This is a genomic window from Enterococcus sp. 5H (genome assembly GCF_028128615.1).
Taxonomy (GTDB): Bacteria; Bacillota; Bacilli; order Lactobacillales; family Enterococcaceae; genus Enterococcus_L.
The window spans coordinates 81,001-97,104 of the sequence record NZ_AMDP01000036.1 but is presented as its reverse complement, the minus strand read 5'-3'; the positions used below and the strand labels follow the sequence as shown (position 1 = coordinate 97,104).

General features: G+C 33.2%; 14 protein-coding genes. 4 read left to right on the top strand and 10 right to left on the bottom strand.

Going from position 1 to position 16,104, the window contains the following annotated elements:
* Positions 1–834: 834 nt before the first annotated feature.
* From C240_RS12355 to C240_RS12345, 3 genes are all read right to left on the bottom strand, one after another.
* Positions 835–1,092 (bottom strand): DUF1049 domain-containing protein, encoded by a 258-nt coding sequence (locus tag C240_RS12355; protein WP_271496108.1) that lies wholly within the window; start codon positions 1,090–1,092, stop codon positions 835–837.
* A 258-nt stretch (positions 1,093–1,350) separates the two neighbouring features.
* On the bottom strand, positions 1,351–2,010 hold the full coding sequence (locus C240_RS12350) for a CatB-related O-acetyltransferase (protein WP_271496106.1): 660 nt from the start codon (positions 2,008–2,010) through the stop codon (positions 1,351–1,353).
* Between the two features lie 238 nt (positions 2,011–2,248).
* Positions 2,249–3,826: a peptide chain release factor 3 gene (locus C240_RS12345; RefSeq protein WP_271496104.1), complete on the bottom strand. Its 1,578-nt coding sequence runs from the start codon at positions 3,824–3,826 to the stop codon at positions 2,249–2,251.
* A 513-nt stretch (positions 3,827–4,339) separates the two neighbouring features.
* On the opposite strand from C240_RS12345, the gene C240_RS12340 reads away from it, so the two are divergent.
* The gene (locus C240_RS12340) at positions 4,340–5,833 is read left to right on the top strand and encodes a helix-turn-helix domain-containing protein (protein WP_271496103.1); all 1,494 of its coding nucleotides are present in this window, start codon (positions 4,340–4,342) and stop codon (positions 5,831–5,833) included.
* A 56-nt stretch (positions 5,834–5,889) separates the two neighbouring features.
* On the opposite strand, the gene C240_RS12335 is transcribed toward C240_RS12340, so the two are convergent.
* The 3 genes from C240_RS12335 to C240_RS12325 form a co-directional block, all read right to left on the bottom strand.
* Positions 5,890–7,266, bottom strand: coding sequence for a hemolysin family protein (locus C240_RS12335; protein WP_271496101.1), 1,377 nt, complete (start codon positions 7,264–7,266; stop codon positions 5,890–5,892).
* A gap of 143 nt (positions 7,267–7,409) precedes the next feature.
* Entirely contained in the window at positions 7,410–8,546 is a 1,137-nt protein-coding gene (locus tag C240_RS12330) for an AI-2E family transporter (protein ID WP_271496099.1), read from the bottom strand.
* Between the two features lie 147 nt (positions 8,547–8,693).
* Positions 8,694–9,704, bottom strand: a complete 1,011-nt coding sequence (locus C240_RS12325; RefSeq protein WP_271496098.1) for an alpha/beta hydrolase — start codon at positions 9,702–9,704, stop codon at positions 8,694–8,696.
* A 153-nt stretch (positions 9,705–9,857) separates the two neighbouring features.
* Here C240_RS12325 and C240_RS12320 point away from each other — a divergent pair, with 153 nt between their 5' ends.
* The gene (locus C240_RS12320; RefSeq protein ID WP_271496097.1) at positions 9,858–10,292 is read left to right on the top strand and encodes a GNAT family N-acetyltransferase; all 435 of its coding nucleotides are present in this window, start codon (positions 9,858–9,860) and stop codon (positions 10,290–10,292) included.
* 61 nt (positions 10,293–10,353) lie between these two features.
* On the opposite strand, the gene bph is transcribed toward C240_RS12320, so the two are convergent.
* From bph to recX, 3 genes are all read right to left on the bottom strand, one after another.
* A complete protein-coding gene (gene bph, locus C240_RS12315; RefSeq protein ID WP_271496095.1) occupies positions 10,354–10,887 on the bottom strand; it encodes a biofilm phosphatase Bph in 534 nt (177 codons plus the stop codon).
* Positions 10,888–11,364: 477 nt separating this feature from the next.
* The gene (mutY, locus tag C240_RS12310) at positions 11,365–12,540 is read right to left on the bottom strand and encodes an A/G-specific adenine glycosylase (RefSeq protein WP_271496093.1); all 1,176 of its coding nucleotides are present in this window, start codon (positions 12,538–12,540) and stop codon (positions 11,365–11,367) included.
* Positions 12,530–13,330 (bottom strand): recombination regulator RecX, encoded by an 801-nt coding sequence (gene recX, locus C240_RS12305; RefSeq protein WP_271496091.1) that lies wholly within the window; start codon positions 13,328–13,330, stop codon positions 12,530–12,532. Before recX ends, mutY begins: the two co-directional genes overlap by 11 nt.
* A gap of 148 nt (positions 13,331–13,478) precedes the next feature.
* Here recX and rlmD point away from each other — a divergent pair, with 148 nt between their 5' ends.
* Positions 13,479–14,849 carry a 23S rRNA (uracil(1939)-C(5))-methyltransferase RlmD gene (gene rlmD / locus C240_RS12300; RefSeq protein ID WP_271496089.1) on the top strand — a complete coding sequence of 457 codons (1,371 nt, stop codon included), beginning with the start codon at positions 13,479–13,481 and terminating at the stop codon, positions 14,847–14,849.
* Positions 14,850–14,908: 59 nt separating this feature from the next.
* Here rlmD and C240_RS12295 read toward each other — a convergent pair whose 3' ends face one another.
* A complete protein-coding gene (locus C240_RS12295) occupies positions 14,909–15,151 on the bottom strand; it encodes a GlsB/YeaQ/YmgE family stress response membrane protein (protein ID WP_271496064.1) in 243 nt (80 codons plus the stop codon).
* Between the two features lie 208 nt (positions 15,152–15,359).
* Between C240_RS12295 and C240_RS12290 the strand changes: the two genes are divergently transcribed.
* Positions 15,360–15,680 carry a helix-turn-helix domain-containing protein gene (locus C240_RS12290; RefSeq protein WP_271496062.1) on the top strand — a complete coding sequence of 107 codons (321 nt, stop codon included), beginning with the start codon at positions 15,360–15,362 and terminating at the stop codon, positions 15,678–15,680.
* The last annotated feature ends 424 nt before the right edge of the window (positions 15,681–16,104 follow it).

Below are 16,104 nucleotides of genomic sequence, written 5' to 3'. Positions count from 1 at the left end.
TAACATAACATACATTATACAAAGATTCATAGTTTGTTACATATATACTACCCAAAAAAGCTTGGATACATACTTTAACATATTTACACAAGCATTCTGCGTCTATTTTCTTAGAAAAAATCTTTTTTTTTGAATACTCATTTAAAATATTTTTGTTTTCTATATCATTATAACTTGATAAAAATACAAAAAATGCCTGTTCTTGTCGTATGAACAGACATTTTTGTTTGATTTTGTCATTATATAAGATATTTATAATAATCTCTTACAAAATTATGCAACTAAAATAAATCGTGCTTAATTGTAGTCCTTGGGCATCATAAAAAATTGTTTTTATCTGATTAGCAACGTACCTCTTCTATCACTAGTTTATCCTTCAGAATTTATTCTCATCTTAGTGAAAATCGAAGCGAGAACATTAACTGTTATTTTCATTAACTATAAATAAAAACAATTCTTTCAAGAACGCTACTATTACAACTTTTTAGCAATTATTAACACTTTTGTTGACGACATATGCATCTCAACACAATTTTTTTTATTCTGAACTAGTTATTCATAAAGGTCCAATCTCTTATTTAACTATTCTATGCTAAATTCTAAATATTAGGAAATTAAATAATAAGAAAAACAACAATAAATTACCTTTCCAACGTATTTCACTTCTAACTTATTTTTTCCGGAAATTCTTTATAAAAATTACTATTGCTAATACAGCAAGTATAGCACCTATAGCCCAAGGTATCATAAGAGCTAGTTCTTCATCGATCATTTCAAATTCCTCCTTCATACCTCAACTTGATCTCAACAAAATCTTAGATCCGGTTTAAATAGTTAAATATCATCAAGTTCTGAATTAGTTGCCTCTTTCTCTTGTGTTTTTTTTCCCTTGCTTCGGTGAATCGCCCAACCTGTAGCAATCCCCACACCATATAAAATAACTACCCAAAGGATAAATGGTAATTTGATAGAAAAAAAGATAAAAGTTAGTTCTGCTCTTTGTCTATTTTGAATAACAAAAACGATAACAAGAACCAAACAAATAAATGCGAGTATTCGCTGTGCAGTGATTTCTTTTTTCCAATCTTTCAATTTTATCTCCCCCCTATGACCTCTATTGATTACTAGTATAATAAGATTCAGTATTTTTGTACAGAATAATAGCTGTGATAATAAACTTAAATTTCCTTATAATTTCTTACTTACATAAAAAAACAAAGTACTAATAAGAAATCATTTTCCTTATCGGTACTTTGCATTGTCTAATTTATTCATTTTAGTTGAGATTTCTCATTTTGGAAAACCCTATTGAGAATAGCAACCAACTTTTAACCCTTACTAGTTTCTTTATTAACGTAAAATATATTTTTTATAGTAATTATGCAATTCAGAAATGGTTCCACTCATCAACAAATCTTTTGCTGCTTCGATCTGCTTTTCTGTCCAGTCAAACCAGCGTAATTCCAATAACATGCTGATTTCTGCTTCTGAAAAACGTTTTTTTATGACTCTCGCAGGATTTCCTCCAACAATCGTATATGGTGAAACATCTTTTACTACAACCGAGCCAGCAGCGATTATTGCACCTTCACCAATTGTGATTCCCGGCATAATCATAGCATTCATTCCTATCCATGCATCACTTTTAATCACTGTATTCCCTTTCGGTTCATAGGATTTCTCTACGTGACTGACAAAAGGATACACTGTGATCCAATCTGGATGATGATTATGATTACCACCCATTAAAATAGTGACACCGCCTGCGATACAGACATAATTTCCAATAATTAGTTTATCGAGCCGCCAGCCGAAATCCTCGATCGGATTAAAAGCTTGTTTTGTTTTAGGGTCACCCCAAAGATAACGAACACAGCCATCTTCAAACGATTGATTTCCATAATACCCGGAATAATAGGAAGCTTTACCGACTTCAATTAAAGGATTTGTTACTAAGTCTTTCAACTCGACTGTATCAGACCATTTTTCAAAAATAGGTTGTTTATTCATTTTTATTTCCTCGCTTCTAAGTTAGATTGGTTTCTTTACTTAGAAGCTGTTACAGTTGAAACGTTTTTTAGTTGTCTTAATCGACGAAACATTTTACTCACTCCAATAATTTTATAGCGCATTTCTTGTTAAACAAAGTTGATTATACGAGTAGCTCCACTTAAAGTCAAACAGGCTTATTTTTTTATATCAAAAAGAACCTTTTCCGTTTAATTAACTTGGAAAAGGTTCTGCTATTTTACATTAGAGATTTTAATTTTACATCTGGATACTTATCAGCAAACCAGCGTTCTGCAAACTGATTTTCGAATAAGAATAATGGCTGATCGAAACGATCACGAGCCAAGATATTTCGGCTTGAACTCATTCGTTCATCTAAATCTTCCGGATCGATCCAACGGGCAATTTTTGAGCCCATTGGTGTCATAATAACTTCTGCATTGTATTCATTTAACATCCGATGTTGGAACACTTCAAACTGCAACTGTCCGACTGCTCCAATAATATATTCTTCTGTTAAATACGTTTTATAAAGCTGAATCGCACCTTCTTGAACCAATTGATAAATGCCTTTGTGGAATGATTTTTGTTTCATCACGTTTTTAGCTGTTACTTTCATAAATAGCTCAGGTGTAAATGACGGCAACTCTTCGTATTGAACTTTTAGTTTTCCTTCAAATAACGTATCTCCGATTTGATAATTTCCTGTATCGTAAATCCCGATAATATCACCAGCTACCGCTTCTTCTACATTTTCTCTAGAATCCGCCATAAATTGAGTAACATTACTTAATTTAATTTTCTTACCTGTTCTGCCTAGAGTTACATCCATTCCACGCTCAAATGTTCCTGAACAAATTCGGACAAACGCAATGCGGTCACGGTGAGCAGGGTTCATATTGGCTTGAATTTTAAAAACAAATCCAGAGAATTCTTCTTCATAAGGACTAACTTCTTGATCGTCTTCTGTTTTATGTCCGTATGGTGATGGCGCAAATTGTAAGAAGGTTTCTAAGAACGTTTGCACACCGAAATTCGTTAACGCTGAACCAAAGAAGACTGGTGTTTGATCTCCACGAGCAATTTTTTCTGTATCAAAATCATCGCCAGCTTCAACCAGCAATTCAACTTCTTCCAGCACTTGCTGGTAAACACTGTCTTTATGCAACGGTAAATCACTCGGAATATCTCCGTCTGTCAATGGGATAAAACGCTCGCCATTATTCGTTTCCGGACGATAAACTTCAACACGTTTGTTGTAAATATCGTATAACCCTTCCAACCCTTTACCCATACCAATCGGCCAATTCATCGGATAAGATTCAATATCAAGCAACTCTTCTAATTCTTCAAGCAAATCTAATGGATCGCGACCATCTCGATCCAATTTATTGATAAATGTAAAAATTGGGATACCGCGCTTTTTAACAACTTGGAAAAGTTTTTTCGTTTGAGCTTCAATCCCTTTGGCACTATCAATAACCATTACAGCGCTATCTACGGCCATCAATGTGCGATACGTATCCTCAGAAAAATCCTCATGTCCTGGAGTATCCAAAATATTGACACGTTTTCCATCAAAATCGAATTGCATCACCGAACTGGTTACAGAAATTCCTCTTTGTTTTTCAATTTCCATCCAGTCAGATTTTGCAAAGTTCCCAGTTTTTTTCCCTTTAACTGTTCCCGCTTGGCGGATCGCTCCCCCGAAAAGTAAAAGTTGTTCTGTAATCGTTGTTTTACCAGCATCCGGATGGGAAATGATCGCAAAAGTCCGGCGGCTATCTACTTGTTCACGTAAATGTGGATTATTCATAACTTGCTCCAATCTATTTGTCTTTTTAGTGAAATGAGTTTTTTATTTTTATGATTAATTTTTAACTAATTTTACATTGGAAAATATCTCCTGCTCTTTATTCTTCAACTAGTGTAGTATATCATGGAATTACTATGATTTTAAAGTCTTTCGTTAAGTTTCGCAAAAAAACGAAGAGATCAAAACAAAACTCAAAGAATTTTGTCTTGATCTCTATCAATCTGGGGAAGATTTTCGATCTTAATAAGTTATTGCTACATAATTGGCATTTATATTAAGAAATATTTTACACTAAAGTAAGTATAAAGTTAGAATCTTAATTGTGCAAATAGCTGAAAATTTTATAGACGTCGATAATCACTACCTTTTACACATTATTTATTGAGTGTTCAGACCTTTGTTTAATAGAAGATAGTTTTACTATGTAGTTATTAAATAATTGAATACTAACTAAAATAGTCAAATTACATTCAGATATTTTACTATAATGAAAAATCAGAAGGAGGTAAAAGCATGCTAGAAGTTATAATGCTAGATGAGAACGCAAAACGAAAATTACTTCTCTTTAAATTCCTGATCAAATTTTCCGACAAAAAACGTAGTATTAATTTTTTTGAAAATAATCTTGATTATTCCTATAGTCGAGTTGTTTACCTTTTGGACTTGATCCAGCAAGATTTAACCAATTTAACTGGAGAAGCTGTACAACTAATACAAGCCAAAGGAGTTCAATACAACCAGAATATTTCCTATGATATGTATTATCAACATCTTCTAACAAATAGTATTCCTTATCAATTATTAGTCTCAATGCTCTACTATCCAAAAGATAATTTAGATAAATTTTGTGAAAAAAACTTTCACAGTAAAACGACTGTGGTGCGTAGATCTAAGTTACTAAGCGACTATTTTAAACAATTTAACATCAAAATGAATACAACACAACTTAGGCTTTCTGGTGACGAGCGAGTAATTCGAATAACTTTTTATACTTTAATCTGGTCTACTTCTCAAGGTGTTAATCTTCCTGAGATAATCAATAATCCTTTTAATTACGCTAGGGTAAAAAAAGTTGTCAGCCCTTATTTTCCAGATAGCAGCAGTTATTCTGCACATAAACAAATTGCTTTGATTTTAGACATCCTTTATTTACGCGTTCGATCCGGTTATATTTTACATGAAAAAACGGAAATTATGCCCTATATACCCATAAATACAGATCAGATGAACGCACTGTTTAATGGATTAATAACAAATCCACAAACATTGGCAGCTGAAGCAGAGTTTGCTTCATATTTATTAATTTCTGCGCCTAATTTTTTTCGAAAAAACGATCGTCGTCTAACATTAATTACTGATTACTTAAAAAACCAACCAAATCAGGCGACTAAATTATTAAAAGAATTTTGTACTGTGCTTAGTGAACAAATTATGCCGCAAGATTTTTCATGGGAAAACGAATCGATACTTTTTGGAAATATAGTGAATATTATTTTTTCTAGCGCTATTATTAAGAAGCCATTTCCTACCTTATTTCATTTAGTAAATCGTTCCCGCTATGCAAACAATGAATACTATCATCAGTTATATTCTCAGTTTAAAAAGTTATTTCAGAAAATTTCTAAGCGGAAAGATTTTAATTGGTTAAAAGAATCTGTCCCTCAATTAAGTGACTCCCTAGCTTCATTACTAGTTCCTGTCTATGAGTCTTTTCAGTTAAATAATGTAGTTCGCGTTGCCTTGATTGCTGAATCGAATTATTTGCTAATTCAACCACTTACGAAATTCATCGAGGAAATTTCTTTTGTTCAACTGGTTGCTTACAAGCAAGGTGCATTTTCATCATTCGACTTTATTTTGGCAACTTCAGCTTATTTGATACCGGAAGAATCTCCTTTACCGTCCTTTGTTTTCCGCTTTTCTGCTGATAATGATAAACAATACATTGAACTTTACGAGGCACTTAAGACTCTTCATAATCAAAAAATAATTTCAACTTACTCATAAAAAAAACTGAGATAAACGCTGATTACGCCTTATCTCAGTTTTTAATTTAAATGGTACTATCTTCTTGGTTCGTCGTCTTCCATTTCTTTACGGAAAAAGCGGCGATTTTCTTCTGGTTCTTCATCAATGATTTCCTCATCATGGAAAACAACTTTCAGAGCAATAACTCGAGTGCCTTCCATTTCTTCAGAGGTTAACGTAATATTGCCAATATCAAATGATAGTTTTTCACCTTCATCAGGAATTGTTCCCAGTGCCGTGATTAGATAACCAGCCATTGTATCAACATCACTCATATGCAAATCCGTACCAAATGATTCATTGAACTCATCAATTAACATTCTACCTTGAACTAAATATTCGTGGTCGTTAATTTTAGTGTATAAATTTTCTACTTCATCAGACTCATCATCAATTTCACCAACGATTTCTTCTAACAAGTCTTCTAAGGTAGCTAATCCTACAACACCACCGTATTCGTCCAGCAGGATTGCCATTTGATTTTGTGTTCTTTTTAATTCATATAATAAATCATCGATAAAGATTGTTTCCGGTACAAACAACGGTTCTTGAATAATACTTTGCAATTTGATTTTGTCAAAACCGAATTTGTGAGCAGCTTTGAGTAAATTTTTTGTATGAAGCACACCGATAATTTTGTCTTTATCTTCATTATACACAGGAATTCGTGAATAGTTTTCTGATAAAACGGCATCAATATTTTCTTTAATATCATCTTCTATGTCAATCATAAATGCATCTGTACGTGGAACCATAACCTCACGGGCAACTTTTGTATCTAAAGAAAAGACACCTTGAAGCATTTCTAATTCATCATTATCCAGCACGCCTTCTGATTCTAACATGTAACGCATTTCATCACGTGTCATTTTAGAATCAGCATCATCAAATTTCATTGGCGTTAATTTGGAAAGGATATCTGTTGAAATCGATAAAAACCAAACGAACGGTCGAGCAATAAAACCGATCGCACGTACAAAACCAGAAGTAAATTGAGCCACTTCTTCTGATTTGTTCATAGCAATTCGTTTCGGATACAACTCTCCGAAAACAATTGAAATATATGTCAATAAAGCTAGGATTATTATGTTTGCAAGGCTTCTGGCAGCTGCTCCGCCTCCTAAAACAGGGGCAAGCTTAGATGCTAAAGTATCCGCTAATGATGCACCAGATAAAATGTTAACTAAGGTAATACCGACTTGAATCGTTGATAAAAAGTTGGTCGGATCATTTAAGACCTTTAACAGTTTTTTAGCCTTGGCATCTCCATCTTCGGCTTTTTGCTCTACTCGATTTTTGTTAACCGAAACAACAGCAATCTCCGATGCAGCAAGAAATGCATTAATCAATGTTAAAACAATTAATAATAAAATTTGCGCTATAAGCGACTGACTCTCAGGGTCAGCATTCATAATGTGTACTCTCTCCTCTTAATGGTATTCAGATTTCATTTAGTAAAAAATAGTTTCTGATAAATTTGATAAAAAACGTGACTACTAGCTAGTAGTCACGTTAAAATCGTATCATAAACAGCTGATAATTTCAATCATCGAAATTATTTTTCTAGTATTGTTGGTTCTTTGCCTTTTTCCGTTAACACAATTTTTTCACTCTTACTCTCCCTAATCATCCCCATCACGTGGAAAACAATTGTTTTAAGGATCGCATAAAATGGTACGCCCAGGAAGATTCCCAATAAACCTGCAAGATTCCCTGCTACAAGCAGTACAATAATAATTGTTAGCGGGTGAATTTTCAATGATTTACCAATTACGTTTGGATAAATAATGTTTCCATCAATCTGCTGTACAATTAATACAACGATACAACAAAAGACTGCTTTAATTGGTTCATCAAATACCGTGACAAAAACGGCTGGAGCCAAGCCTAAATATGGTCCAAGATAAGGAATTAAGTTAGTAAAACCAGCAATTACACCAAATAAGAACGCGTAACGAACACCAATCAATGAATAACCGATTGCTGTAAATGTTCCTACAAATAAACACTCAATCGCTTGTCCACTAATATAGTTGGCTAAAGTTTTATTAATTTTTTGCAACAATTCCGAAATACTTTCTTGACGATTTTCTGGTAAAAAACGTTTGATTCCCGGAACTAAACGGTCACCATCTTTCAACATATAAAATAGAATAAACGGCGCTGTAAAAATGACAATCGTTGTCGAAGCCACTGTTGAAACTATTGAACCTAAGCTATTCGATAAACCACTTAGGAACTGCTGAATAATATTACCATAAGAGATATCTAATTTTTCAATATACGCTGTCAAATCAATATCTTTAAATAATGGTAATTCAGCCATTCGATACACCCAGGCTTCTACACTACTGAAAACTGCTGGCATATTAGATGCCAAACTAGATAGTTGCGATGCGAGTTTTGGAATCACACTAACTAAAATTAAGATGATTGCCAATAACAATAGTAGTAAAACTACAAATACCGCAAACGTTCGTTTCATTTTAGTTTTCATAAGTAAATTAACAATCGGATTCAAAATATAGTACAAAAACCCCGCCACCAATACTGGTGCAAATAACGTTGAGAAGAATGTACCGATTGGTTCAAATATAAAATTGATTTTTGAAGACACAAAAATTAATGTCGCAATAACTAATAGTTCTGCTGACCAAAAAAATAATTTCGATTGTCTTAATCGTTCAAACACTGAATTTCCTCCTTTAAAATAAAAACAATCCCTGTTATTTTTGTTTTTTATAGTAAATGCTTATTATAGATTTTAGCATAACCCAACCGCTAGATGGTAGTAACTTCTGCTAAAATTAGTAAATTAATTTTATAAAGCCTTCAATTCTTAGTTCCTTGAGCTATTTGCCTTTTTCCGATATTTTTCCAAAAAGTTTATTGTATCTTGAAAAGCTATTTTTCCAGGTTCCTTTTTTAGATCAAATTGATACTCGTGAGCTGTTTTATATTCTGATTTGTCAAAAAATCTTTGACTGACTGGAACATTTTGAGAATTTAATTTTTTTGCTAACAGTTTCCCTTGCTCTTCAAATGAAAAACTATTACCATCTGTAATATAAGCTGCTGGAAATTCTTTTGTAATAAAATCTGAAACTATCGTATTTTTTGTTGATTCAGCTAGCCCCCAATTTTTATCCTTTGAATAAGCCCAGCCGATTTTATTAAATATATATTTTACTGGCGTGATCTCATGATTATTAACAATTTCAGGTAAATCATAGGCTCCACAATATAAAAGTGTGCCTCTAATTTGTTGAATCGAAATCACTTTTTCAATACCTAGTGATTGTCTATATTTTTCATTTATTTGCGCCAAAATCAATTGACTTGCAATGTGTGCCCCGGCAGAATCACCAGCTATAAATATATTATTACGATTAACAGAATATTTTTCTGCATGCTCCATTAAATATTTAATAAATTCTGCTGCCTGAATCACTGGAATCGGATAATTTGTCTCTGGAACCAGAGCATAATTCATTACTGCAACTGTATAACCTTTTTCGGCTAATTTTGTTGCATATTCTTTTTCCTCCAACTTATCACCACCGACAAAACCGCCACCGTGAATCCAAGCAATAAAAGGCTTTTCAGCTAAGGGCTTTTTGGGAATGTAAATATCAAAAAAGTTATTTTGATACTTCGAATGATAGCTTTCATTTACATATACATGGACATTTCCATCTTCATATTCTTTTTCACGAGTGTCTTTAGGGATTTTAAATAGTGTTTTTCTGGCAAATGTTATAACCGGACGTGGGGTTAAGCTTGATAAAATACCTATACCAATTATGGATGCAGTTACAAATCCTGCACCTAAGTAAATCTTTTTCTTCATTAGCCACACTCCTTATTTCTGATTGAATAGTTTCGATCAGACAATTTTGTGAAAATTCGCTTATTCTTACTATAGCATCAGACGACTGTTTACGCTTCTTTCATCCTCAATTTTAAGGTATAATAAATAAAATAATTATTGTAGAGGTGCTAAATGAAAATTGTTCATACAAAAGATACAATGAGTGACATTTATTTAGATTCTGTTCGAATCCGCCAACAAGTTTTTGTTTCAGAACAAGGTGTCCCTAATGATATTGAAATTGATAAACACGAAGCTGACTGTATCCATTGCGTTTTATATTCAGATGACAACGAAGCTGTTGCAACGTGTCGACTGTTACCTCTCGATGAGGGAGCTATTAAACTGCAAAGAATGGCTGTTCAAAAAAAATATAGAGGTAAAGATTACGGTCGTCTGATTGTCGAAGATGCAGAAACTTTTGCAAAAAAACATGGCTACCAATCAATTACGCTAGGAGCACAAATATCAGCTCTAGGCTTTTATGAAAAACTTGGCTATATTAAAGAAGGGGACATGTTCCTTGATGCCAATATCGAACATTATCAAATGAATAAATCTTTATAAACAAAAAACTGAACACTAACATAATTTGTTAGTGCTCAGTTTTTTTATACTCCTGCATCGGCTATTTCTTTGATAGCTCTTGGTAGCGTTGATACCAGATATCTACATAAGCTTCAGAGAACGGGCCTTTTTCATTATTAATCCAATCTACTAACGTCTTCACATTTTCTTTTAGAATAAAGTCAATGTCTTCTGGATAATTCATCAGTTTGCTATGAAATTCATATTCATCTACGTCAAGCAAACGTTTTTCGCCATCAGGAAAAACTTTGATATCCAAGTCATAATCAATATACTTTAATGCTTCATCATCTAAAAGATACGGTGACGCCAGATTGCAGTAATAAGAAACCCCCTTTTCTCTAATCATCGCTATTATGTTAAACCAGTATTTTTTATGAAAATAAACAATAGCTGGCTCCCGAGTAACCCATCGTCGTCCATCAGACTCTGTCACCAAAGTATGATCGTTTACGCCAATTAAGGAATACTCACTTGTTTTTAATACCATGGTATCACGCCATGTTCGATGCAAATGTCCATCGTGTTTGTAACTTTGAATCGTTACAAATTCACCTTCTTTTGGAATTGCCATAGTCCCCCAACTTTCCCTAGTACGAAAAAATCTGTTGCTAAAAACTAAAAGATTTTCGTTTGGGTGTTCATTACACCGATATCAGTTCAATTATATCATAATTTTCAACTTTGCATACTAAGGAGTTTGATTTCTCAGATCAAGAAGAAATATATTTTTAAAAGAGCTTGTTAACACTGGTTGCGATTAGTAAAAGTTTTATGTAAGAAGTGGGAAAAGTCTAGCTCTCTAAACAGAGCTAGACCCAAGCAATTTTAGAATCAGGATCAGGAAGCAGCATTTCAATCCACTAGCTCTAAACAGAACTAGACTGTGAAAATGAGCAAAATACATTACATATTTTTACCATTTCACTACTTAGTATAGTATAACATTAAATTAAAATGAGAAAAAGTCCTGTTTTTCAGCTAAAATAAGCAAAAAGCTGGTCCGAATCTTCTAGGAATTTTATGTGCACTTGGGGTTCGCACTAAAAAATTATTTTTCTGTTTTAAAATCTTGTTTGTATAATTCGACCATTTTTTGCTGAGGTTTTGGAAAAACATAATTCGAAAAATCTTCTTTCATTGCCCAATTTTGATTATTTTTTTGCTCTATTAATCCAGTTTGACGACCATAGAAAACCAGAATATGCCATTTTAAGTGACTGAAAATATGAGTAACTTCACCTAGCGAGCGTTTTTGCCAAACTACATTTGTATAACCTTCAAAAATTTCTGAATTTTCTTCTGCAACTAAAAGTGGTTCTTCAAAATCAAGTGTTAGCTGCTGTTCTTCTTTTACCCAAGTTTTTTGTAAAAATTCAAAGCGCTCTTTACTGACTTCTTCGATTGGAAACAGCCACATATTTGCTAGTAATCCTTTAGAATCACGTTTTTCCAGTAAAAATTCTTGTTGTTTATTTTCCATGATACCACCAATATAATAGACATCTTTTGGTTTTAGCTTCTTCGATTTCACCGGAAAATTGGTCATCGTATTTTTTTCATAACTTAAGCAATACGACTGAATCGGACATTCTTCGCACTTGGGTGAAGTAGGTGTACAGATCGCTGAACCAAGATCCATCATCGCTTGATTAAAATCACCTGGACGTTTTTGATCGATAATCTTATACATCGCTTCTTCAAACACTTTACGGCTACCAGCTTTCGCAATATCTGCATCGATTTCAAATAAACGACTAACAACCCGCATCACATTTCCATCAACAGCCGGCTCAGGCAAATTAAAGGCAATACTCCCAATAGCACCTGCTGTATAAGGTCCAATTCCTTTTAATTGGCGGATTTCATCAATCGAGTTTGGCATCTGCCCATTAAAATCAGTCACAATCTGCTGAGCAGCAACTTTCAAATTTCTTGCTCTAGAATAATATCCCAGACCTTCCCAAGCTTTTAACAACTTATCTTCGGGAGCATCTGCTAAATCTTGAATCGTAGGAAACCACTCCATAAATCGATAATAATAATCGATTACAGTATCCACACGTGTCTGTTGTAACATAATTTCCGAAATCCAAATACGATATGGATCTAAATTAACCCGCCACGGTAAATTCCTTTTTTCTTGTTCATACCAAACAATAAAATCTTCCTGAAACGCATGCAGCTTATCATCATTCCAGGTCTCCCAATTTTTTTCATTCTTCATCTTCTAATTCCTTTTCGTTAATGTATTGCTGGATCGAATCCAAATCAAAACGTTTTTGATATAAGCTTTGTTTAACTTTTAGTCGTCGTTTAGCTGGCTCTAATTTACGGTTTCTTTCCCATAATTTGTCCCCTTCTTTTTTGATTGCCTCTAATTCCTGATCTTCGTCCTTTTCAAAGGATAGTTCTTCTAATGCCAAATCAATAACTTCTCGATTAAACCCTTTTTGCATCAGATGCATCTGAACTTTCTGTAAAGCATCGTTAAAGCTTTTAGCTCGATAACGTTTCATGGCTTTTGCTCCTCCTGCTTTGGCCACTTCAATCTGCTCTTCCATCGTATATAGAACCAAACCATGTTGGATATCTTCGTCATTTAAACCTTTTCTTTTAAGTTGTTGTTCAATCATCTTAGGACCTTTATCACTCGTCCTTACAAGTGTTCTTACGTAACTTTCACTATATGTTTTATCATCCAAAAGATTCATTTCTTCTAAGCGAAACACAATTTTCTTGCGATCTTCTGGTAAAATTTCTTTTTCTTTTAAATAGTCCAAAATCTCTTTTTTTGAACGTAGCTGATAACTTAAATAATTCAAAGATAATTGCAAACCAACATCATATGACCCAGCTTTTTTGATTTTTTCTATCATCTCTTCGGTTAATTCTTGATCTTTTAATAAACGCTGACGAACTAAGGTATCTTCTGATACACGTAATTTTTCCCCTGAAGACAGCCAGATAAGATAAAACTGTCCTTTATCCTTGGTAATTTTCGTGATTGTTTCCATCTCTCTCCGCCTTTCTAGTGAGAACATATATTCTACTATAACATATAAATGACAGAAGCTAAACTAGCCAAATTATGCTAAAATAAGATGAAGTTAAAGATGTGCTAATTTAATTATTGATAAAATTATGAAACAAAAGGATGAAATCATGACCACACAACTATTAAAAGAAGGACAAAATATTTCTTTAAAAATAAAGCGTTTAGGAATCAATGGTGAAGGTATTGGCTACTATAAAAAAACTATTGTTTTCGTCCCAGGTGCGTTACCTAAAGAAGATATTTCTGTAAAAATAACAAAAGTTTCTCCACGCTTTGTCGAAGGAGAGTTGACAAAAATTAACAAATCGGCACCTGAACGAGTGATACCGCCTTGTCCAGTCTATGAAACTTGCGGTGGTTGCCAATTACAGCATTTAGCCTATCCATCTCAACTAGTTTTCAAAAAAGACTTACTCAAACAAGCGTTGACAAAATTCAAACCTAAAAATTTTGAAAAATACCAATTACTTCCAACCATGGGTATGAAAAATCCGTGGAACTACCGAAATAAAGCACAATTTCAATTACGCAAAATTGACGGCGAAATTGAAGCCGGATTATACCAAGCTGACTCTCACCATTTAGTTCCTATTACTGATTGTCTTGTGCAGCAACCAGCTACAACAAAAGTGATGAATACACTTGTAGAGCTCTTAAATAAATATCAGCTACCTATTTATAATGAGCGCAAAAATAGTGGAATTTTCCGTACATTAATGGTTCGAGTTGGGATAAAAACCAAAGAAGTCCAAGTTGTTTTTATTACACAATCAGCTAAGTTTCCACAAAAAAGAGCTTTAGTAGATGAAATTAATCAGTTACTTCCAGAAGTTGTCTCTATTATGCAAAACGTTCAAAACAAACGTACTTCTATAGTAATGGGTGATGAAACCAACCATGTTTGGGGCAAAGAGAGTATTGAAGAAAAAATCAATGAAGTAACATTTGATTTATCACCACGAGCTTTTTTCCAACTAAACCCTGAACAAACAGAAGTTTTATACAATCAAGCAATTAAAGCATTGGATATTAAAGCAAACGAAACAGTTGTAGATGCGTATTGCGGCGTTGGTACAATCGGTTTGAGTATCGCTAAACAAGCGAAAGAAGTACGCGGAATGGATATCATTCCAGCTGCCATTGAAGATGCAAAAATGAATGCTGAACGATTAGGTGTAAACAATACTCATTACGAAGTTGGTACAGCCGAAGAACTTTTACCTAAATGGCTTCAGAGTGGTTTTAAACCCGATGCAATCATTGTTGATCCACCAAGAACTGGTTTAGATCAAAAGCTCTTAAAAGCAATTTTAAAGCAGCCTCCGAAAAAGATGGTTTATATTTCTTGTAATGTTTCTACACTTGCCAAAGATTTAGTCGATTTGGCAAAAGTTTTTGATGTAAAATACTTACAATCGGTCGATATGTTCCCACAAACCGCTCGCTGTGAAGTAGTCGTAAAATTGACTAGAAAATAAAAAAAGAGGATAAAGTCATCAATTCAATGATTTTATCCTCTTGCTCTGTTTAAACTTACTTATTTCTTACCTACGAAAAATGATACAACTGCAACTAAAATAACTGCTCCAATAATTGACGGAATCAATGCCATTCCAGCTAATTGAGGACCCCAACTTCCTAGAAGAGCTTGACCAATTGATGATCCAATCAGACCTGCAATAATATTAAAAATAATACCCATTGATTTACCTTTACTTGTAATTGCTCCGGCAATAGCTCCAATAACGCCACCGACGATTAATACCCATAACCAATACATAATATGGCCTCCTTCAAAATAATAAAATAATTACTAACTTATGCTATCAGATTATTTATTTTTATGCGAAGGATATGCAATAACTTTGATTTTAATCATCCATTTTTTTGTTTTATCTAAAAAAATTAATTTATTAACAGAAAACACTTTACAAAATATGAATATCATGTTGCACTAAAAATACTAATTAAACAATGGAGTTGAACCTATGGATTTTAAATTATTTGCAATTTTATACCAAGAAGCTTTAGAATACGAGAATTTTGAGATGTATACTTCAAAACATGGCTGGCAAGAATGGATGGATGATTTTGATGAGAAAAACAATTTAGGTGATATCCTACTTAATATCTATAATTTATCTAAAATGTCGATAGAAGAGATGCGAGAATCCTCTGAAATGAGTCAGACAAAATTTGCCATTACTTACAATATCCCGATAAAAATTGTGAAGGATTGGGAAACTGGTGTAGCGAAGATACCGGACTATACGCAAATGTTAATTGCTTATACATTTTTTTGTAACTAAGTACCTCATTTGAATAACCAATTATAAAACACCAACTAATACTGCCTTCTTATAAAAGATAGCATTAGCTGGTGTTTCAGTTAACACGAGTATACTATTACAAATCATTATGAATTCTATGTTAACGCTCTTCAAAAATCTAAATAATTTTTTCAATACGTTTGCGAAAAGATGAGCGTTTTTATACATTGCTTTATGTTAGAGCTTTTTAGTAAACAAAAATACCGACTTTATTTTCAGATTAATTATTTCGTGTCCTTATTCTACAAAAACAGCATAAGAACACCAGTCGTTTTACAATCTTTAAAAAACATCATCGGTCGATGTTTGTGATATATCACATTTATCAATGAGTCATATTTAATAACGTTTATAAAAAGAGAAAAGGTTTACAACATGTAGTATTAATTGTGTTTTTATTACC

Coding starts and splice junctions, on each gene's coding strand:
- C240_RS12340 (WP_271496103.1), top strand. CDS start 4,340: ATGCTAGAAGTTATAATGCTAGATGAGAACGCAAAACGAAAATTACTT.
- C240_RS12325 (WP_271496098.1), bottom strand. CDS start 9,704: ATGAAGAAAAAGATTTACTTAGGTGCAGGATTTGTAACTGCATCCATA.
- C240_RS12320 (WP_271496097.1), top strand. CDS start 9,858: ATGAAAATTGTTCATACAAAAGATACAATGAGTGACATTTATTTAGAT.
- C240_RS12350 (WP_271496106.1), bottom strand. CDS start 2,010: ATGAATAAACAACCTATTTTTGAAAAATGGTCTGATACAGTCGAGTTG.
- bph (WP_271496095.1), bottom strand. CDS start 10,887: ATGGCAATTCCAAAAGAAGGTGAATTTGTAACGATTCAAAGTTACAAA.
- C240_RS12290 (WP_271496062.1), top strand. CDS start 15,360: ATGGATTTTAAATTATTTGCAATTTTATACCAAGAAGCTTTAGAATAC.
- C240_RS12335 (WP_271496101.1), bottom strand. CDS start 7,266: ATGAATGCTGACCCTGAGAGTCAGTCGCTTATAGCGCAAATTTTATTA.
- C240_RS12345 (WP_271496104.1), bottom strand. CDS start 3,826: ATGAATAATCCACATTTACGTGAACAAGTAGATAGCCGCCGGACTTTT.
- recX (WP_271496091.1), bottom strand. CDS start 13,330: ATGGAAACAATCACGAAAATTACCAAGGATAAAGGACAGTTTTATCTT.
- C240_RS12295 (WP_271496064.1), bottom strand. CDS start 15,151: ATGTATTGGTTATGGGTATTAATCGTCGGTGGCGTTATTGGAGCTATT.
- mutY (WP_271496093.1), bottom strand. CDS start 12,540: ATGAAGAATGAAAAAAATTGGGAGACCTGGAATGATGATAAGCTGCAT.
- rlmD (WP_271496089.1), top strand. CDS start 13,479: ATGACCACACAACTATTAAAAGAAGGACAAAATATTTCTTTAAAAATA.